This is a genomic window from Pseudomonas sp. 8 R 14 (assembly GCF_900005955.1).
GTDB classification, from domain to species: domain Bacteria; phylum Pseudomonadota; class Gammaproteobacteria; order Pseudomonadales; family Pseudomonadaceae; genus Aquipseudomonas; species Aquipseudomonas marginalis.
The window spans coordinates 22,260-47,268 of the sequence record NZ_CVTH01000072.1; the positions used below are offsets into that span (position 1 = coordinate 22,260).

Below are 25,009 nucleotides of genomic sequence, written 5' to 3' on the forward strand. Positions count from 1 at the left end.
AAATCCTCGCAGCCAGCGTCCTTCACTCACGCATCCACAGGCCAGGTACCGCGACGCACCATCTCCCGGACACGATCAGCCCCGTTGGCCCGAACCAGCAACTCCATGCGTGCTTTCTCGATGTCCTCGGCACTCCATTGGTCGGTCGCCATCGTGGCTTTTTCATGGGACCAACCGTTGTCGTAGTGACGTACCACATACTGCTGCTGGTATTCCCACATCGACGTCCCGGGAATCGGCGTGACGATAAACGGGTTGGCGTACGCCATGCCGGCACCCATGAGGTTGACCGCGTAATCGATGGTGCGGTCGATCAGCTCCAGGCTCTCTACAAAAGGCTTTTGCCCAGGTCCGCCGGGGGGGTTGACGAACCCCAGCATGAACCCGCCGGTAACCTGAATGCCGTGCTCGGTAAAAATCTCGATGAGCTCGAACGTCGAGTGCTGAATTGCGTTAAGTCGGGATTTGTTGGAATTGACCAGGCTGTCTTCGTTCGCGCTCTCCACCGCGAGGTAGATGTTGTAGCAGCCATTTTCGGCAATCGACCGAATGAACTTCCTTGCCGTGAGCCCGCCTTTTACTGCCTCGATCACATTGCGATATTGCGGGTTCTTGCGCTCCTTCTCATCCATCTGGTCGATGAAGCGTTCGCCCAAATGCAGCAGGATCAGGTTGAAAAGGCTCAACCCGCCTTCTTCGACCCAGGGCAAGTCATGTTTTTTCAGGAGCTTGCCAACCTCCATCGCATACAACGGGTCATGCATCAGGTGATCGTCCTCGATCAGCACTTCAGTGACTCCCTGTTTCACCAGATCGGCCAGGTGCAGGTCAAACCAGTCCAGGCCAAGTGCACGCCAAGGACCGTTGATTTTCGGGATGTAGCAGAAGTTACAGTTCACGTTGCAGCCAATCGTGGAGAATATCTGCGCCCAGGCGCCATGCTTGCGTACGCGCGCTCCTGAGGAGTGATAAGGCTGCAGGTAATGCTTCATGTCCAGAAAGCTGAAGTCCGGCAAGGGCATGACGCCGAGCCGCTCCTCGAGGTCCTGCCGCTTGGGGATGATGCTCAGGTAGCTGGACTTCTGGGTGGGCCGGATCAGTTGCGCCCGGCTGTCGCGGTACGCCACCCCAGGTACGGCATTGATGTCTGTGCCTTCGTGAGTCAAGGCATCGAGCAGCAGGGTAAAGGCGCGGTCAGCTTCATTGATCAGCGCGAAGTCGAAGGCCGAATCCAGCAGTGCGTTCTTCCAGTCACCACTGGAGTGAGCGCCGCCAGTGACCAGCACCAGGTTGGGATCGAGGGTTTTCACCAGCTCGGCCAACGCCCGTGCATTGCCCCATTGCACGGTGTAGTTGCACTGGATCCCGACAATATCGGGCTGCGCGGTTTCGATGATCTCGCGTATCTGCGTATCGGTCAGGCCGTAGCGGATCAGATGCCCTTGGTCGACCTTGACCAGGCTGTGCTCCTGGGACCAGCCGGCAAAGGGCGAATCGACAATCTGCACGTCATAACCGGCCCGCCGGGCCACCGTGGCGATGCGCAACAGGCCGATAGGCGTACCGGCACGCTTCATCACTTCGAACGTATCAATGCCGATGCGGGCAAATGCGCTGTCGTGGGACGTAGGCTCGATCAGACGTGTGTAGGGCGGCACAAACAACAGCACACGAGGTGCCTCGCCATGGGCGCGACGGCGGATGCCGGTTCGGCTGTTCAGCAACGATGGCTTTCCCAGATGACTGAGCAAGGGCCGCGCGGGCGCGACTGAAAAACTCGGCCCGTCGCTCTCGATCCTCAGGGTTCCCTGCGAAGCTATCAAGTTCATTTCCCTGTCTCCTTACCCGTCGAGATCAACGCGAGGTCGTGCGTGAGCGTGAAGTGGCGATGACCGCCCCCGTAATGATCAACACCGCGGGAATCATCAAGATCGGCTTGGCATCGCTTTGCCCCACGGCAATCAGCAGCAGTGTGGAGAACAGCGGCGCCAGATAAGACAGGGCGCCCAGCATCGATAGGTTTCCGTGCTTGGTCGCGTGGTCCCAGGCGAAAAAAGCCAGGCCTACCGGGCCCAAACCCAGGGCAATGATCGCCGCCCACTGGCCCGGCTCAGGCCGCACCGTGGTTTCGAACGCCAGGTGGCAGAGCCCCCCGGCCACAGCCACCAGCCCGCAAATACCCCCGACTATGCTGCTCGGAACATGGCTGAACCGCCGGTTGAACACCGAATAAATCGCCCAGACCCAGGCACACGCAAAGGCGGCGGCGTAACCGATCACCGGCATCGACGCACTGTCACTCCGGGCCCGCAGCTGCATGATGAAGGCCGTCCCCGCCAGGCCGAGCAAGGCGCCCAACAGCTGGCGCTTGCGCAGCGACTCGCCGGTGGCAAAGCTCGACAGCAGCACGATCAGCAGCGGCCACAGGTAGGCAATCAGGCTGGCTTCAGCCGCAGGCGCGGCCTTCAGGGCAAAGAAATACAACGCGTGATAGACGAAGATCCCGGCAAACCCCGTCGCCCACACAGACCAGGGCTGGCGCCAACTGCTGAACCCTGCTGCGCCACGCAGCCCCAGCACGCACAGGCTGGCCACGAAGGCGACCGCGAAGCTCAAAGCCAGCAACTGAAAGGCCGGGATCCCGGCGGTCAAGGTGGTCAGAAGCGCCAGGCACGCCCACAAAAACACGGCAATCACCCCGATCAGCGTCGCACTGGCGGCGCCCTTGGCAAGGGTGATGGATGGGTTGGAAGTGCTCATGCAAGCCCCGTCTGCGGATAATCCTCAAGCGGGAACAATAGAAAGGTCGAGAGAGTGAGTATTGATCAGGCCCGCCGAAGAATTGTTCGGGACTGCTGTTTTTTCAGTGATCTCGCCCTTGTTTACGCACCACGGCCGGCGTCAGATGGCGGGCTTTCTTCAGGGCATGGGTTAACGCACTCTGGTCGGCGTACCCGGCGCGATGCGCAATATCAATAATCGACAAAGACGTTTGGCGCAGCAGGTCAATGGCCAGATTCAGGCGCAAATTCGCGATATGCGAGAACGGCGTTGTATTCAGGTGCTGCCCAAACAGCACATACAAACGCCGCTCACTCGTGCCCGCATAACGCGCAATATCATGCGCCGTCAGGGCCGTGCCCAAGTGCTGCTCGATGTAGGCCAGCGCGCGAGCAAGAATGAACTGACCGGGATCGCTCCGCGCAACCTCGGGCTGCAATAACGAACACAACAGCAACCGACTCCAGGACTCGGCCATCGCGAGCGACCCGACCAACCGGGGCCCGTTGCTGCTGGCGTAATCGAGCAAATGCCGTATATCGGGCCTGACCGCAAAAAAGCGCTTGTCGTTGAGTGGGTCAAATGACGCAACCGTACCCTTCTGCGCCTCGCCACGCCCGGTCGAGACGTCCAGCACCAGGAAACGGTTATGGGTGTTGGCCAGGAAGGTATGCCGGGCCCCAGCAGAAATCACCACCCCCTGGCTTGCATCGACCTTGCCGCCTCGTCCGTCGACCTCAATCTCCATCGACCCGGATTGAGGGAGCACGATTTGATGGAAGTCATGCTGGTGAAGCTCGACCTGACCTGAGTAAGAGCGCAATGAGAGGGAGAGCGATTGGGGGGTGGTGGTGCTCATCCGTGAGTCTCCGGGGGTGAGGGGGTTAGCGTACGTTACTGTTGTGTTTGGATGCCAGATTGTATTTAGGGGGGAGTTTGACTGGGGGGGGTTGCTGGGCTTGGGGGTTGTGTTTATGAGGACGTTAAGGCGTGTGATTAAAAGGCGCGACAGGGGGGGCACGGACCGTCAGAAACAAGAAAGCCCGCACAAGGCGGGCTTCTTGGGTGTTTCATAGACTGTCTGAGACAGCCAGAGACTGCTATATGGTGCACCCGGCGGGATTCGAACCCACGACCCCTGCCTTCGGAGGGCAGTACTCTATCCAGCTGAGCTACGGATGCTTGTGCGGGCGACATCATACCCATGTCGACCTTGGGCGTCCATGCCGGTCTTTGGCCGTTCAAACGTAGGCATTTGCTGCGCAGAGGCCCTGCGCCGGGCGCCGTTGGTCAACACGGCGGAACGCGCTCAAATCACGCTGATCAGAAAAATCCGGCAAATGCGCCGTTTTCGTTCTTTTTTTCGAACAGACTATTGCCCTGTACCCCCATTGATCCTAGGATTCGTTTGAGATTTCAAACGCTCTGTCTCTCGTGCGCCATTCACTGATCGCGCGCGCGGGGGCTGATTTCCCTGACGGCAGCCCACAAGGCGCCTTTCAACAACTCTAATTCGCTCCGCGTGCGCGCGGTGCTGTTAAGGAAAGCCGACATGCAGCTCAAAGATTCCCAGTTGTTCCGCCAGCAGGCCTTTATCGATGGTGCTTGGGTGGATGCGGACAACGGATCGACCATCAAGGTCAACAACCCGGCCACGGGCGAGATTATCGGCACCGTGCCAAAGATGGGCGCCGCGGAAACCCGCCGTGCTATCGAAGCCGCCGACAAGGCGCTGCCGGCCTGGCGTGCGCTGACCGCCAAGGAGCGCGCCAACAAGCTACGCCGTTGGTTTGAGCTGCTGATCGAAAACCAGGACGACCTCGGTCGCCTGATGACTCTGGAACAAGGCAAGCCATTGGCCGAAGCCAAGGGCGAAATCGTCTACGCCGCGTCCTTTATCGAGTGGTTCGCCGAAGAAGCCAAGCGCATCTATGGCGACGTGATCCCCGGCCACCAGCCCGACAAGCGCCTGATCGTGATCAAGCAGCCTATCGGCGTGACCGCCGCCATCACCCCGTGGAACTTCCCGGCCGCGATGATCACCCGTAAAGCTGGCCCGGCCCTGGCCGCCGGTTGCACCATGGTGATCAAGCCGGCTTCGCAAACGCCGTTCTCGGCCCTGGCCCTGGTTGAGCTGGCGCACCGTGCCGGTATCCCGAAAGGCGTGCTGAGCGTGGTCACCGGCAGCGCCGGCGATATCGGCGGCGAGCTGACCAGCAACCCGATCGTGCGCAAATTGTCCTTCACCGGCTCGACCGAAATCGGTCGCCAGTTGATGGCCGAATGCGCCAAGGACATCAAGAAAGTTTCCCTGGAGCTGGGCGGCAACGCGCCGTTTATCGTGTTCGACGACGCGGACCTGGATAAGGCCGTCGAAGGCGCGATCATCTCCAAGTACCGCAACAACGGCCAGACCTGCGTCTGCGCCAACCGCCTGTACATCCAGGATTCGGTGTACGACGCGTTCGCCGAAAAACTCAAAGTCGCGGTGGCCAAATTGAAGATCGGCAACGGTCTGGAAGAAGGCACCACCACCGGCCCGCTGATCGACGAAAAAGCCGTGGCCAAGGTCCAGGAACACATCGCCGACGCCCTGGGCAAAGGCGCCAAGCTGTTGGCCGGTGGCAAGGTCATGGAAGGCAACTTCTTTGAACCGACCATCCTGGTCGACGTGCCGAAAAACGCCGCCGTCGCCAAGGAAGAAACCTTCGGCCCGCTGGCGCCGCTGTTCCGCTTCAAGGACGAAGCCGAAGTGATCGCGATGTCCAACGACACCGAATTCGGCCTGGCGTCCTACTTCTACGCCCGCGACCTGGGCCGTGTGTTCCGTGTGGCCGAAGCCCTGGAATACGGCATGGTCGGCGTCAACACCGGGTTGATCTCCAACGAAGTGGCGCCGTTCGGCGGCATCAAGGCTTCGGGCCTGGGCCGTGAAGGCTCCAAGTATGGGATCGAGGACTACCTGGAAATCAAATACCTCTGCCTGGGCATCTAAGCCCCGTAAGAGATTGCAGCAAACGCAAAGGGCACGAGAGCGCTGACCCTTTGCGTGTTTCACATCGTTATTCGTAGTGGCCGGGAAAGCTGTGGCAGTCGATCATCGCATGCTGCCGTAGTTGCCTCCCCGCCACGTATTCCTTGAGCAACGCCACCCGATGAGTGGCGAATGAGGACTTTATGAGCAAGACCAACGCTTCCCTGATGAAACGCCGCGAAGCCGCTGTACCGCGCGGTGTTGGCCAGATTCACCCGATCTTCGCCGAATCCGCGAAGAACGCCACCGTGACCGACGTTGAAGGTCGCGAGTTCATCGACTTCGCCGGCGGTATCGCCGTGCTGAACACCGGCCACGTGCACCCGAAAATCATCGCCGCCGTGACCGAACAGTTGAACAAGCTGACCCACACGTGCTTCCAGGTACTGGCCTACGAGCCGTACGTCGAAGTGTGCGAAAAAGTGAACGCCAAGGTCCCCGGCGATTTCGCCAAGAAAACCCTGTTGGTCACCACCGGTTCCGAAGCCGTTGAAAACGCCGTGAAAATCGCCCGTGCCGCGACTGGCCGTGCCGGCGTGATCGCTTTCACCGGCGCCTACCACGGCCGTACCATGATGACCCTGGGTCTCACCGGTAAAGTCGTGCCTTACTCGGCCGGCATGGGCCTGATGCCAGGCGGCGTGTTCCGCGCGCTGTACCCGAACGAACTGCACGGTGTCAGCGACGACGACTCCATCGCCAGCATCGAACGCATCTTCAAGAACGATGCCGAGCCGCGTGATATTGCCGCCATCATCATCGAGCCGGTCCAAGGCGAAGGCGGTTTCTACGTCGCGCCGAAGCCGTTCATGAAGCGCCTGCGCGAACTGTGCGACAAGCACGGCATCCTGCTGATCGCCGACGAAGTGCAAACCGGTGCCGGCCGTACCGGTACCTTCTTCGCCATGGAACAGATGGGCGTTGCCGCCGACCTGACCACCTTCGCCAAATCCATCGCTGGCGGTTTCCCGCTGGCCGGTGTGTGCGGCAAGGCCGAATACATGGACGCCATTGCCCCAGGTGGCCTGGGCGGCACCTACGCCGGTAGCCCGATCGCTTGCGCCGCTGCGCTGGCGGTGATGGACGTGTTTGAGGAAGAGCACCTGCTGGACCGCTGCAAGGCTGTCGGCGAGCGCCTGGTGACTGGCCTCAAGGCGATTCAAGCCAAGTACCCGGTGATCGGTGACGTGCGTGCCCTGGGCGCGATGATCGCGGTCGAGTTGTTCGAAGACGGCGACAGCCACAAGCCAAACGCCGCAGCCGTTGCCGCCGTGGTGGCCAAGGCGCGTGACAAGGGCCTGATCCTGCTGTCCTGCGGCACCTACGGCAACGTGTTGCGCGTACTGGTGCCGCTGACCTCGCCGGACGAGCAGTTGGACAAAGGCTTGGCGATCATCGAAGAGTGCTTCTCCGAGCTGTAAGCGGCAGTTGGCCTGATCGATAAGAAAAACCCGCTTCGGCGGGTTTTTTTGTGCGTCAGAAGCAAGCCAGTTCTTATCAAATTTAAAATAACTTACTGATTTTAAAGGGTAAAAAATTTCACTCTAAAATCTTGAGTCTTGCATAAAAAATTTCAGGCAACCGCATTCTTGTGGTGAGCGGGCTTGTCCCGCGCTGGGGTGCGAAGCGCCCCTAATAAAGACAAAATGCGGTGTATCAGGCACTCCTCTGCGCTTGGTTTTGGGGCTGCTGCGCAGCCCAACGCGGGCGGAGCGACGATTCGACAAGCCCGCTCGCCACAGGTGACGGGTTGTCCGTTCTGTCCCTTAACTGACCGGCATTGGGGCAAGCCCCCTCCCACAGTGATCTGCATTCAGCCAGCGATGACGCGATTCTTGCCCAGGCGCTTGGCCTCATACATGGCGGCATCGGCGCGGGCGAACAGGCTGTCCAGGGTGGAGTCTTCCTCGGTCAGGCTGGCCAGGCCCTGGCTGATGGTCACGCTGAACGCCTGGCCTTCATAGCTGAAACTCAGTTCCTGGATCTCCCTGCCCAGGCGCTCAGCCACTTGCAGCGCCATCTCCGGCGCGCAACCCGGCAGAACGGCCGCGAACTCTTCGCCGCCAATGCGCCCGAACAGGTCGCCACGGCGCAGGACCCCGCGACCGCTCTCGGCGATACGCCGCAGCACCTGGTCGCCCTCCAGGTGGCCATAGGTGTCGTTGACGTCCTTGAAGTCATCGATGTCCAGCAGCAGGAAGGCCAGCGGCGCGCCTTGGGCGCAGGCGCTGTCGAAGGCCTGGTTGGCGCATTCGAAGAAGTGTCGGCGGTTGCTGCTCTGGGTCAGCACATCGGTGGTGGCGAGACGGTGCAGCTCCAGTTCCAGCTGTTTTTTTTCCGTGATGTCTTCGGCCATGCCGACGACGATCACCGGCTCGCCGGGTTCGACCTGCTGGTTGATGTAGCACTTGTCGCTCAGCCAGCGGATCTGCCCGTCGGCGGTGATGATGCGGTACTCGCGGTCTTCCACGGCTCCCTGCTCCAGCACGCGCGCCAGGCTGTGTTCGGCGTAGTCGAGGTCTTCGGGGTGAATGCTGTTGCGCCATTCGCGGTGGTCGGCCAGCAGCAGGCCGGCGGAACGTCCAAAAATCCGCTCGTATGCCGGGCTCACGTAGAGCACGCGGCGGGTTTGCCAATCTATGGCCCACAGCACGGCGTTTACGCTGACCAGCAGAGAACTGAGCAATTGTTCGCGCTCACTCAGTCGCTCGACTTCGCCCTGGGCATGTACCAGTGCCAGCAGGGTTGCTGCCGCGGCCGGACGCGGAGGGTCAGCGGTAGGGCTGTCGGCGGTGAAGGGCTTTTCGAGAACCATCGGCACAACTCTCTCTGGGCGCGCCGCAAGATCGAGCAGCGGTCACTACAAGGGGCCACCATGATGGCGAAGTGTTCATTGAGAGAGGCGAATTGCAGTGAAGTTCCGTCAACAGGCTCGATTGACGGTGTCCGAGAAATGGCGCCAAAAAGCTGATGGGTGGGAGGGCAAGCCCTCCCACGCTACTGTCAGACCGCCGCAGGACGCAGCGAATAGGTCTTCAATTGGTGGGCAAAATCCCGCAGGGACTGGATGCCGCTGGCCTCGGCCTCGTGCACCCATTCCTTGATGGCGGCGAGCATGTCGTGGCCGTTGGAGCTGGTCTTGAGCCAGATCTGCTGCAGCGCCAGGCGTTTTTCGTAGATCACTTTCAGCGCCTGGCTGTGTTCCAGCATGCTCTGGATACGCAGGTGGTGGCGGTCATCCAGCAGGCTGGTTTCCCGCGACAACAGGCGTTTGGCGCGGTGGAACTGGTGGCGCACCGAGTGATCGACTTTTTCCAGCTCCTGCTTGACCAACGGGCCGATCACCAACTTGCGGTACTGGGCCATGATCTGGAAGCGGTTGTTGAGGATCGCCATGGCGGTGTCCATGTCCAGGTGACCCTTGCCTTCCACGCGGTGGGCAATCGGTGCCACGCGCTGCACCTTGGCCAGGCGCAGGAAGCTGAACACCTTGATCCATGCCCAGCCCAGGTCGAATTCCCACTTCTTCACCGACAACTTGGCCGAGTTGGGGTAGGTGTGGTGATTGTTGTGCAGCTCTTCGCCGCCGACGATGATGCCCCACGGCACCAGGTTGGTGGCGGCGTCACGGCATTCGAAGTTGCGGTAGCCCACGGCGTGGCCCAGGCCGTTGATCACGCCGGCGGCCCAGAACGGAATCCACATCATCTGGATTGCCCAGATGGTGATGCCGATGGCGCCGAACAGCAGCAGGTCGATCACGCCCATGATCGCCACACCCAGCAGCGGATAAGGAGTGTAGATCTTGCGCTCGATCCAGTCGTCCGGGCAGTTCTTGCCGTAGATGCGCAGGGTCTCGGGGTTTTCGGCCTCGGCACGGTACAGCTCGGCGCCTTTGCGCAATACGGTGGACAGGCCCTTGATCACCGGGCTGTGCGGGTCGTCGACGGTCTCGCACTTGGCGTGGTGCTTGCGGTGGATGGCGGTCCACTCGCGGGTGTTCTGCGCCGTGGTCAGCCACAGCCAGAAGCGGAAGAAGTGTTTCAGGCCGGCATTGAGCTCCAGGGAGCGATGGGCTGAATAGCGGTGCAGATAGACCGTGACCCCAACGATGGTCACGTGGGTCATCAACAGGGTGACTGCCACCAGTTGCCAGGCCGACAAGTCAAGAAAACCGTTGTACCACATAGGCTGTATGGCCCTCAGATAAAGAAAAGAACAGCACACGCATTATCACTAAGCCTACAGAGAAAACCAGCGGCCCTTTCAGATAAGACTTACGAGATGTTACATATCCTATAATCCCCATTCTTTGTAGGACGATTCTGGGCTTTTAGTAAGGATTACTGGGCATATGCTGTTTTCATACCGAGGAGCCCTGCGTGCTGGGCTGGTATACCTGCTGGCTTCGAGCGTCTGGATAGGCCTCACTCATCGGGTATTGATCGAGTTTCTCGATAATCCGACCGACCTGCACCGGTGGTTGCAGGTGCGCGGTTATGTGTGGGTCGCGCTCAGTGCCTGGTTGATCTACCTGATCTGTGCCCGATCTGCCCGGGCCGACCAGCAGCAACCCTTGAAAGAGAACCGCGAGCGCCTGCGCCAGGCTGCTGCCGTGTTCGATTGCACCCGCGAAGGGGTGTTGGTCACCGACGCCAAGGGCCTGATCGTGCATGTGAACCGGGCCTTCATGGAAATCACCGGCTACCAGTGCGAAGACGTCATGGGCCGGCAGCCGAGCCTGTTCAAGTCCGGTCGCCATTCGTCGAATTTCTATCAACAGATGTTCCAGACCCTGGAACACACCGGTGAATGGAGCGGTGAAATCTGGAATCGGCGCAAAAGCGGTGAGATTTATCCACAGTGGCAAACCATTCGCGTGATTCACGATGACCTGGGCCATATCAGCCATTACGTCGCGGTGTTTTCCGACATCAGCGCCATCAAGGATTCCGAGCACGAACTGGCCCACCTGGCCCACCACGACCCGCTGACCGACCTGCCCAACCGCCTGCTGTTCACCGACCGTGCCGAGCAGGCGCTGGCCTCGGCGCAACTCCACAAGCGCGGCTGCGCCCTACTGTTGCTGGACCTGGATCACTTCAAGATCATCAACGACAGCCTTGGCCATAATGTGGGCGACCAGTTGCTCAAGCTGGTGGGCGAGCGGCTCAAGGCGCTGTTCGGCCCCGGCGTGACCCTGGCGCGCCTGGGCGGGGATGAGTTCGCGGTGCTCGCGGAAAACTGCTCACAGGTGGTGCAGGCGGCGGCTTTGGCACAGCGCATGCTGGATGTGATGAAGCAGCCGTTCATCTTTGACGGCCATCAGCTGTTTATCAGCGCCAGCATTGGCATCAGCCTGTTCCCCAATGATGCCCTGAGCGCCGAGCAATTGTTGCGCAACGCCGATTCCGCGCTCTTCAAGGCTAAAAGCGTGGGCCGCGAAGGCTACGCCTTGTACACCGAAGAACTCACCGCCCATGCGCAGAACCGGGTGGAAATCGCCAGCGAACTGCGCCGCGCCCTCGAACAGCAGGAGTTGCGCGTCTACTACCAACCGGTGCACGACTTGCACACCAGCCGCCTGATCGGCGTCGAAGCACTGGTGCGCTGGCAACACCCCGAGCGTGGCCTGGTGCCGCCGGGTGATTTCATCCCCATCGCCGAACGCACCGGGTTGATTGCCGAGATCGATGGATGGGTGATGGACCAGGCCTGCCGACAGATGTGCCGATGGCTGGCCGACGGCGCGCCGCTGAGCTTTATTGCAATCAATGTATCCAGCCGCCTGTTTGCCCGGCGCGAACTCTACGATCAAGTCGCCCAGGTGCTGCACGATACCGGTCTGGATCCGGCCTTCCTGGAGTTGGAAGTCACCGAAAGCGCGGTGATGGACGACCCCGAAGTGGCCCTGGAACAACTGCACCGCCTGCGCGAACTGGGCTTGCGCCTGGCCATCGATGACTTCGGCACCGGCTATTCCTCCCTGCTGCGCCTCAAGCGCCTGCCGGTGCAGAAACTCAAGATCGACCAGGGCTTTGTCGCCGGGCTGCCGTGGGACGAAGACGATGCCGCCATTGTGCGGGTGGTGATCGCCCTGGCGAAAAGCATGGGCATGCAGGTGCATGCCGAGGGGATCGAACAGGTGGAGCAGGCGCGGTTCTTGTTGGAGCAGCACTGCGATATGGGCCAGGGGTACTGGTTTGGGCGGCCGATGCCGGCGGACGAGATTGATTGGAACTGCGCACCCACTCTCCAGCCTTGAAATGCATTCAAATGTGGGAGGGGGCTTGCTCCCGATAGCGGTGTGCCAGTCTGAACATTTGTTACTGATAGACCGCCATCGGGGCAAGCCCCCTCCCACATTTGGATATTCACAAGGCGTTATTTCAGCGCTTGGGCGCAAAACAAGCGCGCAACCCCACGTCCTGCCAGAAAATTCTTTCTGGTTATATAAACATTCTTAAATAGTATTTTTAAGAATATCCGCGCTTATCTACTATCGCCCTACGCCGCAAGCAGTGCCGCCACTGCGAGGCACTATTCATTTCAGGAGCGAGACCATGAGCGCATCTCTACGTAGCGTCGACGGCCAGGACGAAGCAGCCATTTTGCGCGAGATCCAGAGCGCCTTGCGCGATCTGCGGTTTGGCGCGGTGGAAATCACTGTGCACAACGCTCAAGTGGTACAGATCGAACGCAAGGAAAAATTCCGTTTGCAGAACCCGGGTAACAAACCGAGCTAAGCAATAACGGCGATAGACCCCGTCACTATAAGAAAAAGCCAACACCCAGAATTTTCAGGAGCTTCTATGTCGTCGATTCGCCGTTATGCCCTGGCCGCCCTGGCCAGCGCCGTGTTTGCCGGTTCCGCCGTTGCCAAGGACTACGAGTTGCTCAACGTCTCGTACGATCCTACCCGTGAGCTGTACCAGGACTACAACGCTGAGTTCACCAACTTCTGGAAACAGTCCCACCCCGGCGATAACGTCAAGATCCAGCAATCCCACGGTGGTTCGGGCAAGCAAGGCCGGGCAGTGATCGACGGCCTGCGCGCCGACGTGGTGACCCTGGCCCTGGCCGGTGACATCGACGAAATCGCCAAGCTGGGCAAGACCCTGCCGGAAAACTGGCAGACCCGCCTGCCGGACGCCAGCACCCCATACACCTCGACCATCGTGTTCCTGGTGCGCAAGGGCAACCCTAAAGGCATCAAGGATTGGGGCGACCTGATCAAGAAAGACGTTTCCGTGATCACGCCTAACCCGAAAACCTCCGGCGGTGCGCGCTGGAACTTCCTTGCCGCCTGGGCCTACGGCCTGAAATCCGGTGGCAGCGAAGCCAAGGCTCAGGAATACGTCAAGGAGCTGTTCAAGCACGTGCCGATCCTCGACACCGGCGCGCGCGGTTCGACCATTACCTTCGTCAACAACGGTCAGGGCGACGTGTTGCTGGCCTGGGAAAACGAGGCGTTCCTGGCCCTGAAAGAAGACGGCGGCGCCGACAAGTTCGACATCGTCGTGCCGTCCCTGTCGATCCTCGCGGAGCCGCCGGTGGCCGTGGTCGACAAGAACGCCGAGAAAAAGGGCAACACCGAGATCGCCACTGAATACCTCAAGCACCTGTACAGCCCGGCTGGCCAGGAGATTGCGGCGAAGAACTTCTACCGCCCACGGGATGCAAAAGTGGCCGCCAAATACGCCCAGCAGTTCCCGAAACTGGACCTGGTGACTATCGACAAAGACTTCGGCGGCTGGAAAACTGCCCAGCCGAAATTCTTTAACGACGGTGGCGTGTTCGACCAGATCTACACGGCGCAGTAAGCCAAAGTACCGGTAGGAGCGAGCTTGCTCGCGAAGATCGTCAACGATGACGCGGGCATTCTGAATGAGCGCGGTGCCCTTGAGGTCTTCGCGAGCAAGCTCGCTCCTACAGTGGTTTCTACCTTTAACCAAGGACTCTTATGTCGCGTCGTATTTCCCCCGTCATACCCGGCTTCGGGCTGACGCTGGGCTACACCGTGGTGTACCTCAGCCTGATCGTACTCATCCCCCTCGCGGCGATGTTCGTACACGCCGCTCAACTCACCTGGGATCAGTTCTGGAACATCATCTCCGCACCCCGTGTGCTGGCGGCGTTGAAGCTGAGCTTCAGCACCGCGCTGTACGCCGCCCTGATCAACGGCGTGATCGGCACGCTGCTGGCCTGGGTGCTGGTGCGCTACACCTTCCCCGGCCGCAAGATCATCGATGCGATGATCGACCTGCCGTTCGCCCTGCCCACCGCCGTGGCCGGTATTGCCCTGACTGCGCTGTACACGCCGACCGGCCTGGTGGGCCAGTTCGCCGCCGACCTGGGCTTCAAGATCGCCTACAGCCCCTTGGGCATCACCCTGGCGCTGACCTTCGTGACCCTGCCGTTCGTGGTGCGCACGGTGCAGCCGGTACTCGCGGATATCCCCCGGGAAATCGAAGAAGCCGCCGCCTGCCTGGGCGCCAAGCCGTTGCAGGTGTTCCGCTACATCCTCGTCCCCGCGCTGCTGCCCGCCTGGCTGACCGGTTTCGCCCTGGCGTTTGCCCGTGGCGTCGGTGAGTACGGTTCGGTGATTTTCATCGCCGGCAACATGCCGATGAAAACCGAGATCCTGCCGTTGCTGATCATGGTCAAGCTCGACCAGTACGACTACCGCGGCGCCACCTCCATTGGCGTACTGATGCTGGTGGTTTCCTTTGTCCTGCTGCTGCTGATCAACTTGTTGCAGCGGCGCATCGAACGTCCATAAGGAGGCGCGGAACATGTCCCAATCGTCTATTTCCGCGGCATCCTCGGCCAACGCAGCCCGCCGTGGCAGCGCTGTTTCCCGGCGCATCCTGATCAGCCTGGGCTGGCTGGTGTTCTTCCTGTTCCTGCTGCTGCCGCTGTTTATCGTGGTGTCCCAGGGCTTGAAGAACGGCCTCGGGGCGTTTTTCACCGCAATCCTTGAACCGGACGCGTTGTCCGCACTGAAACTCACGGTGATCGCCGTGCTGATTTCAGTGCCGCTCAACCTGGTATTCGGCGTCAGTGCGGCCTGGTGCGTGAGCAAGTACTCGTTCCGTGGCAAGAGCATCCTGGTGACGCTGATCGACCTGCCGTTCTCGGTCTCCCCGGTGATCGCCGGCCTGGTCTACGTGCTGATGTTCGGCGCCCAGGGCCTGTTTGGCCCTTGGTTGCAGGAGCATGACATCCAGATCGTGTTCGCTTTGCCCGGCATCGTACTGGCGACCATCTTCGTCACCGTGCCGTTCGTCGCCCGCGAACTGATCCCGCTGATGCAGGAGCAGGGCACCCAGGAAGAAGAGGCCGCACGCCTGCTGGGCGCCAATGGCTGGCAGATGTTCTGGCATGTCACCGTGCCGAATATCAAATGGGGCCTGATCTACGGCGTGGTGCTGTGCACCGCGCGGGCCATGGGGGAGTTCGGCGCGGTGTCGGTGGTGTCCGGCCATATTCGCGGCGTGACCAACACCTTGCCGCTGCACGTCGAGATTCTCTACAACGAATACAACCACGTTGCCGCGTTTGCGGTGGCGAGTCTGCTGCTGATCCTGGCGCTCTTCATCCTGCTGCTCAAGCAGTGGAGCGAGAACCGTATTAATCGCCTGCGCGCCAGTGCGGCTGAGGAATAAGTCATGTCGATCGAAGTCCGTAACGTCAGCAAGAACTTCAACGCCTTCAAGGCCCTGGACAGCATCAACCTGGATATCCAGAGTGGCGAGCTGGTGGCCTTGCTTGGGCCTTCCGGCTGCGGCAAGACCACCTTGCTGCGCATCATCGCCGGCCTGGAAACCCCGGATGACGGCAGCATCGTGTTCCACGGTGAAGACGTCTCCGGCCACGACGTGCGTGATCGCAACGTCGGTTTTGTGTTCCAGCACTACGCGCTGTTCCGCCACATGACCGTGTTCGACAACGTCGCCTTCGGCCTGCGCATGAAGCCGAAGAACCAGCGCCCGAACGAAAGCCAGATTGCGGCCAAGGTTCACGAACTGCTGAACATGGTGCAGCTGGACTGGCTGGCCGACCGTTACCCGGAACAACTCTCCGGCGGCCAGCGCCAGCGTATCGCCCTGGCCCGCGCGTTGGCGGTCGAGCCGAAAGTGCTGCTGCTGGATGAACCCTTCGGCGCCCTCGACGCCAAGGTGCGTAAGGAACTGCGCCGCTGGCTGGCGCGCCTGCACGAAGACATCAACCTGACCTCGGTGTTCGTGACCCACGACCAGGAAGAGGCCATGGAAGTCGCCGACCGCATCGTGGTGATGAACAAGGGCGTGATCGAGCAGATCGGCTCACCGGGCGACGTCTACGAAAACCCGGCCAGCGATTTCGTCTACCACTTCCTTGGCGACTCCAACCGCCTGCACCTGGGTGAAGACCGGCACGTGCTGTTCCGCCCCCACGAAGTGTCGCTGTCGCGCCACGAACTGGAAGATCATCACGCGGCCGAAGTGCGTGATATTCGTCCATTGGGCGCGACCACGCGGGTCACCTTGAAGGTCGAAGGCCAGAGTGAGCTGATCGAAGCCGAAGTGGTGAAAGACCACGACAGCCTGACCGGCCTGGCTCGCGGCGAGACCTTGTTCTTCAAACCCAAGGTCTGGCAAAAAGCCTGAGCCCCAAACAAAAATCCCGATGTGAAACAGGTTCAATGTGGGAGGGGGCTTGCTCCCGATAGCGGTGTTTCAGCCAGCTTATCTGCTGCTGACCCACTGCAATCGGGAGCAAGCCCCCTCCCATATTCAGATCTGTCTCGGCTCCAGATCGCGGCGAACCACCGGTCCCGAGCGCTCTTCGATCTGCTGCTTCAAACCCTGGCGCAGCCCCAGCAAAAACGCCACCTCCGCCACCACAAACAGCGGCCCCACAATCAGCCCCGACACGTCATCCACAAACGCCGGCTTCCTGCCTTCGTAGTAATGCCCGACAAACTGAATCACCCAGCCCACCACGAACATTCCCACCCCGCTGCTGAGCCACACCATCGTGCTCTGCGCCGCCAACACGTGCCCGGCCCACAGCGACAAGCCCATCAACACCGTCATCAGCGCGCCCAGGGCCAGTTCAAGCCGCAGGTAAAACCACGCGGAAAACAGCGCCACTATCACTGCCGGGGAAAGCCACAGCCCACCCACAGCCCATTCGGGGCGTGACAGCAGCACAGCCACGGCGACCACAATCAGCGGGATGCCGATGAAGTGGCTGGCGATATTGCGTGGGTCGCGGTGGTACGCGGCGTATTGACTGAGGTGATCGACGAGGCTTTTCATTGTTGTTCCTCCTGTAGGATGTTTGATCATGCCCTGTCAGCCTGGGACTAACTGTCAGTTGGGCGACAATCTTCGGAGTTCTCATGGATGCGACGCAATGGCACTCCCGGTTGGCCGTCGGCCACTGGTTCAGTCACCTGCCCGTACCTTTCCAGCATAGTCTGCTGGCCCATGCGCGGCTGCGGCAGCTGACGGCGGGTCAATACCTGTTCAAGCGCGGCGACCCGCCCTGCGGCTTGTATGCGGTGCTCGACGGCACGTTGCGTGTCAGTGCGGTGAATGAGCACGGCAAGGAAGCGCTGTTGAGCCTGGTGGGGGCGCCCTACTGGTTCGGCGAGATCTGCCTGTTCGACGGCTTGCCGCGCACCCACGACGCCTGCGCCACGGGGCCGTGCACGCTGGTGCAGGTGCCGCAGCTGGCGCTGCTGAAGATCCTCGATCAATCCCCTTGCTACTGGCGCGACCTGGCGTTGCTGATGAGCCAGAAGCTGCGCCTGAGTTTTATCGGCCTCGAACAGCTCAGCCTGATGCCCGCTTCGGTGCGCCTGGCCCACCGGCTGTTGATGATTGTTGAGGGCTACGGCGACATGGCGCCTTCAAAACGCGTGCTGCAACTGCCCCAGGAAGACCTGGCGGCGATGTTGAGCCTGTCGCGCCAGACCACCAATGCCTTGCTCAAGGACCTGCAAGCCCAGGGCATCGTGCGCCTGGGCTACGGCGAGATCGAAATCCTCGATGCGCAGCGGCTACGAGAGGCGGCGCACACCTGAGGGTGTTAGCCTGCAAACCTGATCAATCGAGGTGTGTTATGCGTGTGCTGTTAGTGGAACATGAATCCGAAGAGGCACAGCGGATGGCCCGGGGCTTGAACGAGGCCGGCTACACCGTGGAAGTCGCGGCCAACGGCATGGCGGCGCAGCGCTTTGTCGAAAGCGCCGAATACGACCTGGTGATCCTGGATGTGATGTTGCCCGGCCTGAATGCCTGGAAGCTGCAGCAGGCCATCCGGCAGAAGGGTGAGACGCCGGTGTTGTTCCTGACCACGCCGGGCGGGATTGAAGATCGCCTGCGCGGCTTGGAGCTGCATGAGGATGATTACCTGCTCAAGCCGTTTGAGGCCAAGGGGTTGGTGATGCGGGTCAGGAAACTGTTGCGGCGGGATCGGGGTCGCTGATTGATCCCGTCACTGTAGTGCCTGAAAGATTGCCATCGGGAGCAAGCCCCCTCCCACAGGAGAACGCATTTCAAATGTGGGGGCTTGCCCCCGATGAGCATAGGTATCTACACAACTTGGGCTCAACACTGAGCGCCCGGCAGATAGGGCTGTTGTGGTGAGCGGGCTTGTCCCGCGCTGGGCTGCGTAGCAGCCCCAGTAAAGAAGAACGCGGTGTATCAGACACTCTGTAGAGGCTGGTTTTGGGGCTGCTACGCAGCCCAGCGCGGGACAAGCCCGCTCGCCACAGTGAGATTTGTCAGGGGCTGAAAAGTTGTGTAGATACCCATGCCCCGATGAGACCTTCAGCCTCCCCACATATCCCCTTACCGCAACCCATCCCGAAACTGCCCCGGCGTCATCCCCGTCCAGCGCTTGAACGCCCGGTTAAAGCTGCTGGTATCGGCAAATCCCAACAGATGGCTGACCTCGGCCAATGAACACTGTGGATCACGCAAGTGGAGCAACGCCAAGTTCTGGCGACACTCATTGAGCAACGCATCAAACCGACACCCCTCATCCGCCAGATGCCGCTGCAAACTGCGCAAACTCAAGTGCAGCGCCTGGGCAATCCGCTCGGCACTCGGCTCGCCATCGGGCAGTTGCGCCTCGATGGCCGCGCGCACCTTGCGCTCCCAGGTCAGCGGTTGCAGTTGCGCCAGGGTGCGTTTGAGCACGGTTTCGTTGTGTTCGGCCAGTTCCGGGTTGGCGTCGTCCAGGTGGCTGTCGAAATCGCTGGCGGCGAATTCGAGGCGGTCTTCCTCGGCGCCGAAAAACACCGGTGCGCGGAACACCGTGTGCCAGGGCTTGGGGTCGGCGGGTTGCGGGCGCCGCAGGTAAACCGCCAGCGGCGCATAGTCGCGGCCCAGGCGATTGCGGCACGTGCGCACATAGATCGCGGCAAACGCATCGATGGCTTCCAGCGCCGGCGCCGGGCTGCCTGGCGGTTGCAGCAGGCGAAAGCGGTAGCGCTCGCCATCGCCGCTGAGTTCCAGGCTCAGGGCATCGCTGACCACCTGGTGATACCGCACGATGCGCTCGAACACCTCGCGCAGGCTGCCGCTCGCCACCAATGCATAACCCAGCGCATGAAAGGTGGTCGGGCTGACAAACCGCGACACCCGCAACCCGATGGCCGGATCGCCGCTGGCCTGCACCGCCAGTTCCCACAGGCGCGTGGTGGCCGACAGCGGGTAACGCGCGTTGGGGTCGTCCATCTGCTGCGGATCAAGCCCGGCTTGGGCGCACAGCGCGGCGCTGTCGAGGCCCAGGGCATCGAGCTGCTTGCGCAGGGCGCGGGTCCAGCTGGCGAGGGAAGTCGGTTCGGTCATGGCGATTGGCGCTTGCGGTCAACAGGTTGGCGTGTGGGGCTAGCGTCCTGCAAGAAGCCCTGGTGCAGGATGTAACCCTCAATGAATAAGAGGATGGGAGCATGGACGGTACTTCTGCAAGTCCCCAGCAGATGAACGCGCAACAGCGTTCGGCGCATATCCGTGAAGTGGTGCTCGCCGAAGGCGTGCGCTTGCGTCGCCGGCACCCGTGGTTGCAGCATCAGGACGCCCTGGGCGCGGGCATCCTGGCCTTTGCCCTGCTCGGCATGATCGGCTCGGCGGCGCTCTATATCAGCGGTCATATGGCCTGGTGGACCTGCCTGCTGCTCAATGCGTTCCTGGCCTCACTGACCCACGAGCTGGAACACGACCTGATCCACAGCATGTACTTTCGTAAACAGCGCGTGGCCCACAACCTGATGATGGGCCTGGTGTGGCTGGCGCGGCCGAGTACCATCAACCCGTGGATCCGTCGGCACCTGCACCTCAATCACCACAAGGTCTCCGGCACCGAGACCGATATGGAGGAACGTGCGATCACCAACGGCGAGCCCTGGGGCCTGGCGCGGTTGCTGATGGTGGGCGATAACGTGATGTCGGCGTTTATCCGCATGCTGCGCGCCAAGACCTGGGGCCACAAACTCAAGATCCTCAAGCGCTCGCTGCTGGTCTACGCACCTTTGGCGCTGCTGCATTGGGGCGCGTGGTATATCTTCCTCGGCTTCCATGCCGCCAACGGCATCGCCAGCCTGCTGGGCACGCCGATCGACTGGTCCACCGGCACCTTGCAGATGATGCAGGTGATCGACATCGCCGCCGTGGTGATCATCGGCCCCAATGTGCTGCGCACCTTTTGCCTGCACTTTGTCAGCTCCAACATGCACTACTACGGCGATGTGGAACCGGGCAATGTGATCCAGCAAACCCAAGTGCTGAACCCGTGGTGGCTGTGGCCGTTGCAGGCGTTCTGCTTCAACTTCGGCAGCACCCACGGGATTCACCATTTTGTGGTGAAGGAGCCGTTCTACATCCGCCAGATGACGGCCAAGGTGGCACATAAGGTCATGGCCGAGATGGGCGTGCGCTTCAATGATTTCGGCACGTTTGCGCGGGCCAATCGGCTTGAGCCCATGGCGTCGCCCCAGGCCCGGCTCAATCCGGCTGAAACGGCGACGCGCTGAGCACCACGCCGGTTTCGTCGACGTACTGCTGCCAGTGGCCGATCAACGTGGCGAGCTTGTCCGGATGACTCAAGGCCAGGTCGTGGATTTCGCCGGGATCCTGGCCCAGGTCATACAGCTGCCAGGTCGCCGGGCCCACCGGGCCGGGGATGTACACGGCTTTCCACTGGCCCTGGCGAATCGCGCGGCGGCCGAACAGTTCCCAGCCGGTTACGGTGTTGTCGTCGTGCACCTGGGCGGTCTCGCCAGAGAGGAAGCCCAGCCACGACTTGCCCCGCAGCGGCGCCACCGGCTTGCCACGCCATTGTTTGCCCGGATGGCGCACGCCGGCCAGGTCGAGGATGGTCGGCGTGATGTCCATCACCGTGCCGAAACCATGGCTGATACGACCTTTGAGCGACAACTGCGGATAGTGCACCAGCGCCGGCACGCGAATCCCGCCCTCGGTGGTGAACGCCTTGAACAACCGCGACGGCGCCGTCGCCACCTGCGCCCATGACGGGCCATACCAGACATAGGAATTGGCGCGGCCGATATTGTCCAGGCTGTTGTCGTAATGCTGGTTGAGGTAGGTGAGCAACTGCGGCCCGAACTTGGGGAACGCCTCCAACAGCGCACCTTCGGCGCCGTTGTCGGACATGAACACAATGAAGGTATTGTCCAACTGCCCCTGCTGGCGCAGGTAATCCACCACTCGGCCGATGTTCCAGTCCATGCGCTCGACCATCGCCGCATACACCTCCATGGCCCGCGCCGAGACCTGGCGCTGTTCGTCGCTCAAGGCGGCCCACTGGGTGTTCAGTTCGATCAACGGATGGGGTTCGACATTGGCGTCGATCAGCCCCAATGCCTTGAGTTTTTCCAGGCGTTCCAGGCGCAGCACTTCGGGGCCGGCGTCGTAGCGGCCACGGTACTTCTCGACGATGTCCGCAGGCGCCTGCAACGGCCAGTGCGGCGCGGAAAACGGCAGGTAGGCGAAGAACGGCCGGGCCTGGTCGCGCTCCTTGAGATAGTGCAGCAGCTTGTCGCCGAAGGCATCGGAGGAATAGAAGTCCTTGGGCAATTGCTCCACGAACCGGTCGTCTTCGATGTACAGCGCCGGGGTGGATTTGAGCAGGCCCGGGGTGTCGTCGTTATAGGTCGGTTCGAAGCCGTAGTGGTTGGCCGCCCCCGGCAGCAGCGAGAACGAACGCTCGAAACCGCGGGCGTGGGGCGCCAGTTCGGCGGTCAGGCCCAGGTGCCACTTGCCGCTCATCAGTGTCTGATAACCGGCCTCGCGCAGCAGCTCCGGCAGTGCCACCACCTTGTCATTCAAGTAGCCCTCGTAGCCGGGCTTGCCGATCAGCTCCGGGGTCAGTGCCTCGGCCATGGTGCCGATACCGGCGATATGGTGGTCGGTGCCGGTGAGCAGCATCGAGCGGGTAGGCGAGCACGTCGGGGCAGTATGGAAGTCGGTCAGGCGCAGGCCGTTCAGGGCGAGTGCGTCCAGGTGCGGCGTGGAAATTTCCCCGCCAAACGCACCGAGGTCGGAGAAGCCCATGTCATCGGCCAGGATCACGAGAAAATTGGGACGTTGCGGCATCAAGGCACTCCTCATCAGCAGGCGGTTTTTCAGCAGGCGATAAACGCCAGTGGCAGGTCGCGGATCTGTTCGCGCGCGGGCGGCTGGTAATGGCCGTCGCTGGTCAGTTCATGCAGCAACTCCTCACGCAGCTGGTGGAATTCGAAACTGCTGCGCTGGCGCGGGTGGGGCAGGGCAATCTCGACGACCTGCTTGATCCGCCCCGGCCGGGGCTCCATCACCACCACGCGGTCGGCGAGGAAAATCGCTTCCTCCACATCGTGGGTCACCAATACCGTGGTGATTTTGGCGCGGGCGCGGATCGCCAGGAGTTCGTCCTGCATCTGCTGGCGGGTCAGGGCGTCGAGGGCACCGAAGGGTTCGTCCAGCAGCAGAATGCGCGGGCTGGCCACCAGGCCGCGGGCAATCGCCACCCGTTGCGCCATGCCGCCGGACAGTTGGTGCGGATAGGCGCGGGTGAAGTCGGTGAGGCCGACCAGCTCGATAAAATCGCTGATGCGCCGATTGCGCTCTGCTTCGCTCAGTGGCTCGTTGACCAGGCCCAGGCCGATATTTTCCGCCACGGTGAGCCAGGGGAACAGACGATGCTCCTGGAACACGATGCCGCGCTCGCCGCCGATGCCGCTGACCGCTTTGCCGTCGACGCGGATCTCGCCGCGAAACTGCGTATCGAGCCCCACCAGCAAACGCAGCAGGGTGGATTTGCCGCAGCCGCTGGAGCCGACAATCGCGACGAATTCGCCTTCGGCAATCTCCAGGTTGAATTCGCGGATGGCTTCCAGCTCGAAGCCGTCGACGTCGAAGGTCTTGCCCACATGGTTGAAGCTGACGATAGGTGCGTTCATGCGTGTCTCCAGCGGGTGGCGCGGGTTTCGATGCGCTGGCCGATCAGGTTGAGGGCCGCGCCGGTGAGGCCGACCAGGAGCATGCCGCTCATGATCAGGTCCATGCGCAGCAGTTGTTGGGCGCCGATCATCAGGCTGCCGATACCGCCGTTGGACGGCATGAAATATTCCGCACCGATGGTGCCCAGCCAGGCGTAGATCAGGCTCAGGCGCAGGCCGGCGAAAATGCCGGCTGCGGCGCCTGGCAGTACCAGGCGTCGCAGCCGTTGGAACAGGTTCAGGCGCAACACCTGCACCGCTTCGTTGAGCTGTGGCGACAGATTCAGCACGCTGCGTTGGGTGGCGATAAACAACGGGAAGAAGGCGGCGAGGGCGATAAACACCCATTTGGCCAACTCACCCAGGCCAAACCAGGCAGTGAGCAGCGGCACCCAGGCGAAAATCGCGATCTGGCGCAAGGCGGCCAGGGTCGGCCCGAGTACCCGCTCACTGCGCCGTGACAGTCCCAGCCACAGGCCCATGGCAAAGCCAAGGCCGCCACCGAGCAGCAACCCGCCCAGGCTTCGCCCCAGGCTGGTGCCCAGTGCACCGCTGAGGTTGCCATCCACCACCCCGGCGACGGTGGTGTGCAGCACCACCCATGGGCTGACCAGAATGTTCGTGTCGACCCAGCCTTGTTGCGTCGCGACCTGCCACAGCGCCAGCAACAGCAGGGGCAGCAACCACGGTTGCAGGCGCTGCCAGCCTTGATAGCGCGGGCCGCGACGAATCTGCGCCGTGGCCGGGTGGGGCCAGTGCACCCATTTGCGGTCCAGCCAGCCAATGCCACGGTCCATCACCACGCCGAATACGCCGATGACCACGATGCACACGAAGACGATATCGAGCATGAACAGCTGGCGCGCCCACACCATCAGGTAGCCGATGCCTTCGCTGGAGGCCAGCAACTCCACCGCCAGCAGCGAGGTCCAGCCGGCCGCCAGGGCCAGGCGCACGCCGGCCATGAATGCTGGCAGCGCGGCAGGCAGGATCAGGCGCCGGATCAACAGGTGCGTGGGCAGGCGCAACACGCGGGCGGCTTCGCGTAACTGGGGTTGGGCGTCGCGCACGCCCACCAGGGTATGCAGGGTGACGGGCACCACGATCGCTTTCACCAGCACCACCAGTTTCAGGGTTTCGCCAATGCCGAAGAACACCATGAACAGTGGAATCCAGGCCAGGGTCGGTACCTGCGACAACGCGCTGAACGTCGGAAACACCAGGCGCTCGGCGCGCGCGCTGAAACCCAACACCGCCCCCAGCAGCGCCCCGGCGCCAATGCCCGCCAGCAACCCCCAGGACAGGCGTTGCAGGCTGATCGCCAGGTGGCTCCACAGCTCGCCGCCGGCCAGTTCCACGGCGCTGCTCCACACCAGCGACGGTGGCGGCAGGATCTGCTCGCTCATCCAGTGATTGCGGCTGGCCAGCCACCACAGCGCAAACAGCGTCACCGGCAGCAACCATGGCAACAGCCGTTCACTGTGCAGCGGCCAACGTGGCGTGGCGCCGGGAGCCGCGAGCGGTAGGCTCAAAAGTGAGATTCGGGCCATGGAGGACCTCCGTTGTCGCCAAGGGCGTTATGTGATTTCGATCTTATAAAAACGTAATCAAGATGATTGAGGGATAAGAAAAGCCATTTAAAGCCTCGCTCCGGCACGCATCCAATGCATTCGAAGAATATTTTCGATGCTATTCAT

Annotated in this window: 22 protein-coding genes and 1 tRNA gene; 11 read left to right on the top strand and 12 right to left on the bottom strand. The window is 61.5% G+C overall.

Annotated features, from left to right (window positions below; genetic code table 11):
• Nucleotides 1–26: 26 nt before the first annotated feature.
• From BFQ01_RS17965 to BFQ01_RS17980, 4 genes are all read right to left on the bottom strand, one after another.
• The gene (locus tag BFQ01_RS17965; protein ID WP_065926314.1) at nucleotides 27–1,829 is read right to left on the bottom strand and encodes a B12-binding domain-containing radical SAM protein; all 1,803 of its coding nucleotides are present in this window, start codon (nucleotides 1,827–1,829) and stop codon (nucleotides 27–29) included.
• Between the two features lie 25 nt (nucleotides 1,830–1,854).
• Nucleotides 1,855–2,760: an aromatic amino acid exporter YddG gene (locus BFQ01_RS17970; RefSeq protein ID WP_065926315.1), complete on the bottom strand. Its 906-nt coding sequence runs from the start codon at nucleotides 2,758–2,760 to the stop codon at nucleotides 1,855–1,857.
• A gap of 103 nt (nucleotides 2,761–2,863) precedes the next feature.
• Nucleotides 2,864–3,640: a helix-turn-helix domain-containing protein gene (locus BFQ01_RS17975; protein ID WP_065926316.1), complete on the bottom strand. Its 777-nt coding sequence runs from the start codon at nucleotides 3,638–3,640 to the stop codon at nucleotides 2,864–2,866.
• A 246-nt stretch (nucleotides 3,641–3,886) separates the two neighbouring features.
• A tRNA-Arg gene (locus BFQ01_RS17980) sits at nucleotides 3,887–3,963 on the bottom strand.
• A 370-nt stretch (nucleotides 3,964–4,333) separates the two neighbouring features.
• Between BFQ01_RS17980 and gabD the strand changes: the two genes are divergently transcribed.
• The gene (gene gabD / locus BFQ01_RS17985; protein WP_065926317.1) at nucleotides 4,334–5,776 is read left to right on the top strand and encodes an NADP-dependent succinate-semialdehyde dehydrogenase; all 1,443 of its coding nucleotides are present in this window, start codon (nucleotides 4,334–4,336) and stop codon (nucleotides 5,774–5,776) included.
• Nucleotides 5,777–5,843: 67 nt separating this feature from the next.
• Here gabD and BFQ01_RS32960 read toward each other — a convergent pair whose 3' ends face one another.
• The gene (locus tag BFQ01_RS32960; RefSeq protein WP_256097758.1) at nucleotides 5,844–5,966 is read right to left on the bottom strand and encodes a hypothetical protein; all 123 of its coding nucleotides are present in this window, start codon (nucleotides 5,964–5,966) and stop codon (nucleotides 5,844–5,846) included.
• Here BFQ01_RS32960 and gabT point away from each other — a divergent pair.
• Nucleotides 5,959–7,236, top strand: a complete 1,278-nt coding sequence (gene gabT / locus BFQ01_RS17990) for a 4-aminobutyrate--2-oxoglutarate transaminase (protein ID WP_065926318.1) — start codon at nucleotides 5,959–5,961, stop codon at nucleotides 7,234–7,236. The genes BFQ01_RS32960 and gabT overlap by 8 nt on opposite strands.
• Nucleotides 7,237–7,628: 392 nt before the next feature.
• On the opposite strand, the gene BFQ01_RS17995 is transcribed toward gabT, so the two are convergent.
• Together BFQ01_RS17995 and desA are read right to left on the bottom strand one after the other, a co-directional pair.
• Nucleotides 7,629–8,630, bottom strand: coding sequence for a sensor domain-containing diguanylate cyclase (locus BFQ01_RS17995; RefSeq protein ID WP_065926319.1), 1,002 nt, complete (start codon nucleotides 8,628–8,630; stop codon nucleotides 7,629–7,631).
• Between the two features lie 188 nt (nucleotides 8,631–8,818).
• A complete protein-coding gene (gene desA, locus BFQ01_RS18000; protein ID WP_065926320.1) occupies nucleotides 8,819–10,003 on the bottom strand; it encodes a delta-9 fatty acid desaturase DesA in 1,185 nt (394 codons plus the stop codon).
• Nucleotides 10,004–10,169: 166 nt separating this feature from the next.
• Here desA and dibA point away from each other — a divergent pair, with 166 nt between their 5' ends.
• The 6 genes from dibA (at nucleotide 10,170) to BFQ01_RS18030 (ending at nucleotide 16,467) form a co-directional block, all read left to right on the top strand.
• A complete protein-coding gene (dibA, locus tag BFQ01_RS18005; protein ID WP_065926321.1) occupies nucleotides 10,170–12,080 on the top strand; it encodes a phosphodiesterase DibA in 1,911 nt (636 codons plus the stop codon).
• A 298-nt stretch (nucleotides 12,081–12,378) separates the two neighbouring features.
• The gene (gene oscA, locus BFQ01_RS18010) at nucleotides 12,379–12,561 is read left to right on the top strand and encodes a sulfur starvation response protein OscA (protein ID WP_003170956.1); all 183 of its coding nucleotides are present in this window, start codon (nucleotides 12,379–12,381) and stop codon (nucleotides 12,559–12,561) included.
• 66 nt (nucleotides 12,562–12,627) lie between these two features.
• Entirely contained in the window at nucleotides 12,628–13,638 is a 1,011-nt protein-coding gene (locus BFQ01_RS18015) for a sulfate ABC transporter substrate-binding protein (RefSeq protein ID WP_053137687.1), read from the top strand.
• Nucleotides 13,639–13,778: 140 nt separating this feature from the next.
• Nucleotides 13,779–14,597, top strand: a complete 819-nt coding sequence (cysT, locus tag BFQ01_RS18020; RefSeq protein WP_027607868.1) for a sulfate ABC transporter permease subunit CysT — start codon at nucleotides 13,779–13,781, stop codon at nucleotides 14,595–14,597.
• A 13-nt stretch (nucleotides 14,598–14,610) separates the two neighbouring features.
• On the top strand, nucleotides 14,611–15,483 hold the full coding sequence (cysW, locus tag BFQ01_RS18025; protein WP_065926322.1) for a sulfate ABC transporter permease subunit CysW: 873 nt from the start codon (nucleotides 14,611–14,613) through the stop codon (nucleotides 15,481–15,483).
• 3 nt (nucleotides 15,484–15,486) lie between these two features.
• Entirely contained in the window at nucleotides 15,487–16,467 is a 981-nt protein-coding gene (locus BFQ01_RS18030; RefSeq protein WP_065926323.1) for a sulfate/molybdate ABC transporter ATP-binding protein, read from the top strand.
• Between the two features lie 126 nt (nucleotides 16,468–16,593).
• Here the strand turns inward: BFQ01_RS18030 and BFQ01_RS18035 are convergent, their stop codons facing one another.
• Nucleotides 16,594–17,121, bottom strand: coding sequence for an Mpo1 family 2-hydroxy fatty acid dioxygenase (locus BFQ01_RS18035; RefSeq protein ID WP_065926324.1), 528 nt, complete (start codon nucleotides 17,119–17,121; stop codon nucleotides 16,594–16,596).
• An 83-nt stretch (nucleotides 17,122–17,204) separates the two neighbouring features.
• On the opposite strand from BFQ01_RS18035, the gene BFQ01_RS18040 reads away from it, so the two are divergent.
• Nucleotides 17,205–17,891: a Crp/Fnr family transcriptional regulator gene (locus BFQ01_RS18040; RefSeq protein WP_065926325.1), complete on the top strand. Its 687-nt coding sequence runs from the start codon at nucleotides 17,205–17,207 to the stop codon at nucleotides 17,889–17,891.
• Between the two features lie 38 nt (nucleotides 17,892–17,929).
• Nucleotides 17,930–18,295, top strand: a complete 366-nt coding sequence (locus tag BFQ01_RS18045; protein WP_065926326.1) for a response regulator — start codon at nucleotides 17,930–17,932, stop codon at nucleotides 18,293–18,295.
• A 365-nt stretch (nucleotides 18,296–18,660) separates the two neighbouring features.
• Here the strand turns inward: BFQ01_RS18045 and BFQ01_RS18050 are convergent, their stop codons facing one another.
• On the bottom strand, nucleotides 18,661–19,665 hold the full coding sequence (locus tag BFQ01_RS18050) for an AraC family transcriptional regulator (RefSeq protein ID WP_065926327.1): 1,005 nt from the start codon (nucleotides 19,663–19,665) through the stop codon (nucleotides 18,661–18,663).
• 101 nt (nucleotides 19,666–19,766) lie between these two features.
• Here BFQ01_RS18050 and BFQ01_RS18055 point away from each other — a divergent pair, with 101 nt between their 5' ends.
• A complete protein-coding gene (locus BFQ01_RS18055; RefSeq protein ID WP_065926328.1) occupies nucleotides 19,767–20,846 on the top strand; it encodes a fatty acid desaturase in 1,080 nt (359 codons plus the stop codon).
• On the opposite strand, the gene BFQ01_RS18060 is transcribed toward BFQ01_RS18055, so the two are convergent.
• From BFQ01_RS18060 to BFQ01_RS18070, 3 genes are read right to left on the bottom strand one after another with little or no spacing between them, the layout of a single operon-like run.
• Nucleotides 20,818–22,428, bottom strand: coding sequence for an arylsulfatase (locus tag BFQ01_RS18060; protein ID WP_065926329.1), 1,611 nt, complete (start codon nucleotides 22,426–22,428; stop codon nucleotides 20,818–20,820). The genes BFQ01_RS18055 and BFQ01_RS18060 overlap by 29 nt on opposite strands.
• Nucleotides 22,429–22,457: 29 nt before the next feature.
• Nucleotides 22,458–23,273, bottom strand: coding sequence for an ABC transporter ATP-binding protein (locus BFQ01_RS18065; protein ID WP_065926330.1), 816 nt, complete (start codon nucleotides 23,271–23,273; stop codon nucleotides 22,458–22,460).
• Nucleotides 23,270–24,862: an ABC transporter permease gene (locus BFQ01_RS18070; protein ID WP_065926331.1), complete on the bottom strand. Its 1,593-nt coding sequence runs from the start codon at nucleotides 24,860–24,862 to the stop codon at nucleotides 23,270–23,272. Before BFQ01_RS18070 ends, BFQ01_RS18065 begins: the two co-directional genes overlap by 4 nt.
• Between the last annotated feature and the right edge of the window lie 147 nt (nucleotides 24,863–25,009).

What these genes read in the sequence shown, in the direction of transcription:
- gabT (WP_065926318.1), top strand. Translation starts at nt 5,959, where the DNA reads ATGAGCAAGACCAACGCTTCCCTGATGAAACGCCGCGAAGCCGCTGTA.
- BFQ01_RS18045 (WP_065926326.1), top strand. Translation starts at nt 17,930, where the DNA reads ATGCGTGTGCTGTTAGTGGAACATGAATCCGAAGAGGCACAGCGGATG.
- dibA (WP_065926321.1), top strand. Translation starts at nt 10,170, where the DNA reads ATGCTGTTTTCATACCGAGGAGCCCTGCGTGCTGGGCTGGTATACCTG.
- BFQ01_RS18015 (WP_053137687.1), top strand. Translation starts at nt 12,628, where the DNA reads ATGTCGTCGATTCGCCGTTATGCCCTGGCCGCCCTGGCCAGCGCCGTG.
- BFQ01_RS18065 (WP_065926330.1), bottom strand. Translation starts at nt 23,273, where the DNA reads ATGAACGCACCTATCGTCAGCTTCAACCATGTGGGCAAGACCTTCGAC.
- BFQ01_RS18055 (WP_065926328.1), top strand. Translation starts at nt 19,767, where the DNA reads ATGGACGGTACTTCTGCAAGTCCCCAGCAGATGAACGCGCAACAGCGT.
- desA (WP_065926320.1), bottom strand. Translation starts at nt 10,003, where the DNA reads ATGTGGTACAACGGTTTTCTTGACTTGTCGGCCTGGCAACTGGTGGCA.
- BFQ01_RS18030 (WP_065926323.1), top strand. Translation starts at nt 15,487, where the DNA reads ATGTCGATCGAAGTCCGTAACGTCAGCAAGAACTTCAACGCCTTCAAG.
- BFQ01_RS17975 (WP_065926316.1), bottom strand. Translation starts at nt 3,640, where the DNA reads ATGAGCACCACCACCCCCCAATCGCTCTCCCTCTCATTGCGCTCTTAC.
- gabD (WP_065926317.1), top strand. Translation starts at nt 4,334, where the DNA reads ATGCAGCTCAAAGATTCCCAGTTGTTCCGCCAGCAGGCCTTTATCGAT.
- BFQ01_RS17965 (WP_065926314.1), bottom strand. Translation starts at nt 1,829, where the DNA reads ATGAACTTGATAGCTTCGCAGGGAACCCTGAGGATCGAGAGCGACGGG.
- oscA (WP_003170956.1), top strand. Translation starts at nt 12,379, where the DNA reads ATGAGCGCATCTCTACGTAGCGTCGACGGCCAGGACGAAGCAGCCATT.
- BFQ01_RS18050 (WP_065926327.1), bottom strand. Translation starts at nt 19,665, where the DNA reads ATGACCGAACCGACTTCCCTCGCCAGCTGGACCCGCGCCCTGCGCAAG.
- cysT (WP_027607868.1), top strand. Translation starts at nt 13,779, where the DNA reads ATGTCGCGTCGTATTTCCCCCGTCATACCCGGCTTCGGGCTGACGCTG.
- cysW (WP_065926322.1), top strand. Translation starts at nt 14,611, where the DNA reads ATGTCCCAATCGTCTATTTCCGCGGCATCCTCGGCCAACGCAGCCCGC.
- BFQ01_RS18035 (WP_065926324.1), bottom strand. Translation starts at nt 17,121, where the DNA reads ATGAAAAGCCTCGTCGATCACCTCAGTCAATACGCCGCGTACCACCGC.
- BFQ01_RS18070 (WP_065926331.1), bottom strand. Translation starts at nt 24,862, where the DNA reads ATGGCCCGAATCTCACTTTTGAGCCTACCGCTCGCGGCTCCCGGCGCC.
- BFQ01_RS17970 (WP_065926315.1), bottom strand. Translation starts at nt 2,760, where the DNA reads ATGAGCACTTCCAACCCATCCATCACCCTTGCCAAGGGCGCCGCCAGT.
- BFQ01_RS17995 (WP_065926319.1), bottom strand. Translation starts at nt 8,630, where the DNA reads ATGGTTCTCGAAAAGCCCTTCACCGCCGACAGCCCTACCGCTGACCCT.
- BFQ01_RS18040 (WP_065926325.1), top strand. Translation starts at nt 17,205, where the DNA reads ATGGATGCGACGCAATGGCACTCCCGGTTGGCCGTCGGCCACTGGTTC.
- BFQ01_RS18060 (WP_065926329.1), bottom strand. Translation starts at nt 22,428, where the DNA reads ATGCCGCAACGTCCCAATTTTCTCGTGATCCTGGCCGATGACATGGGC.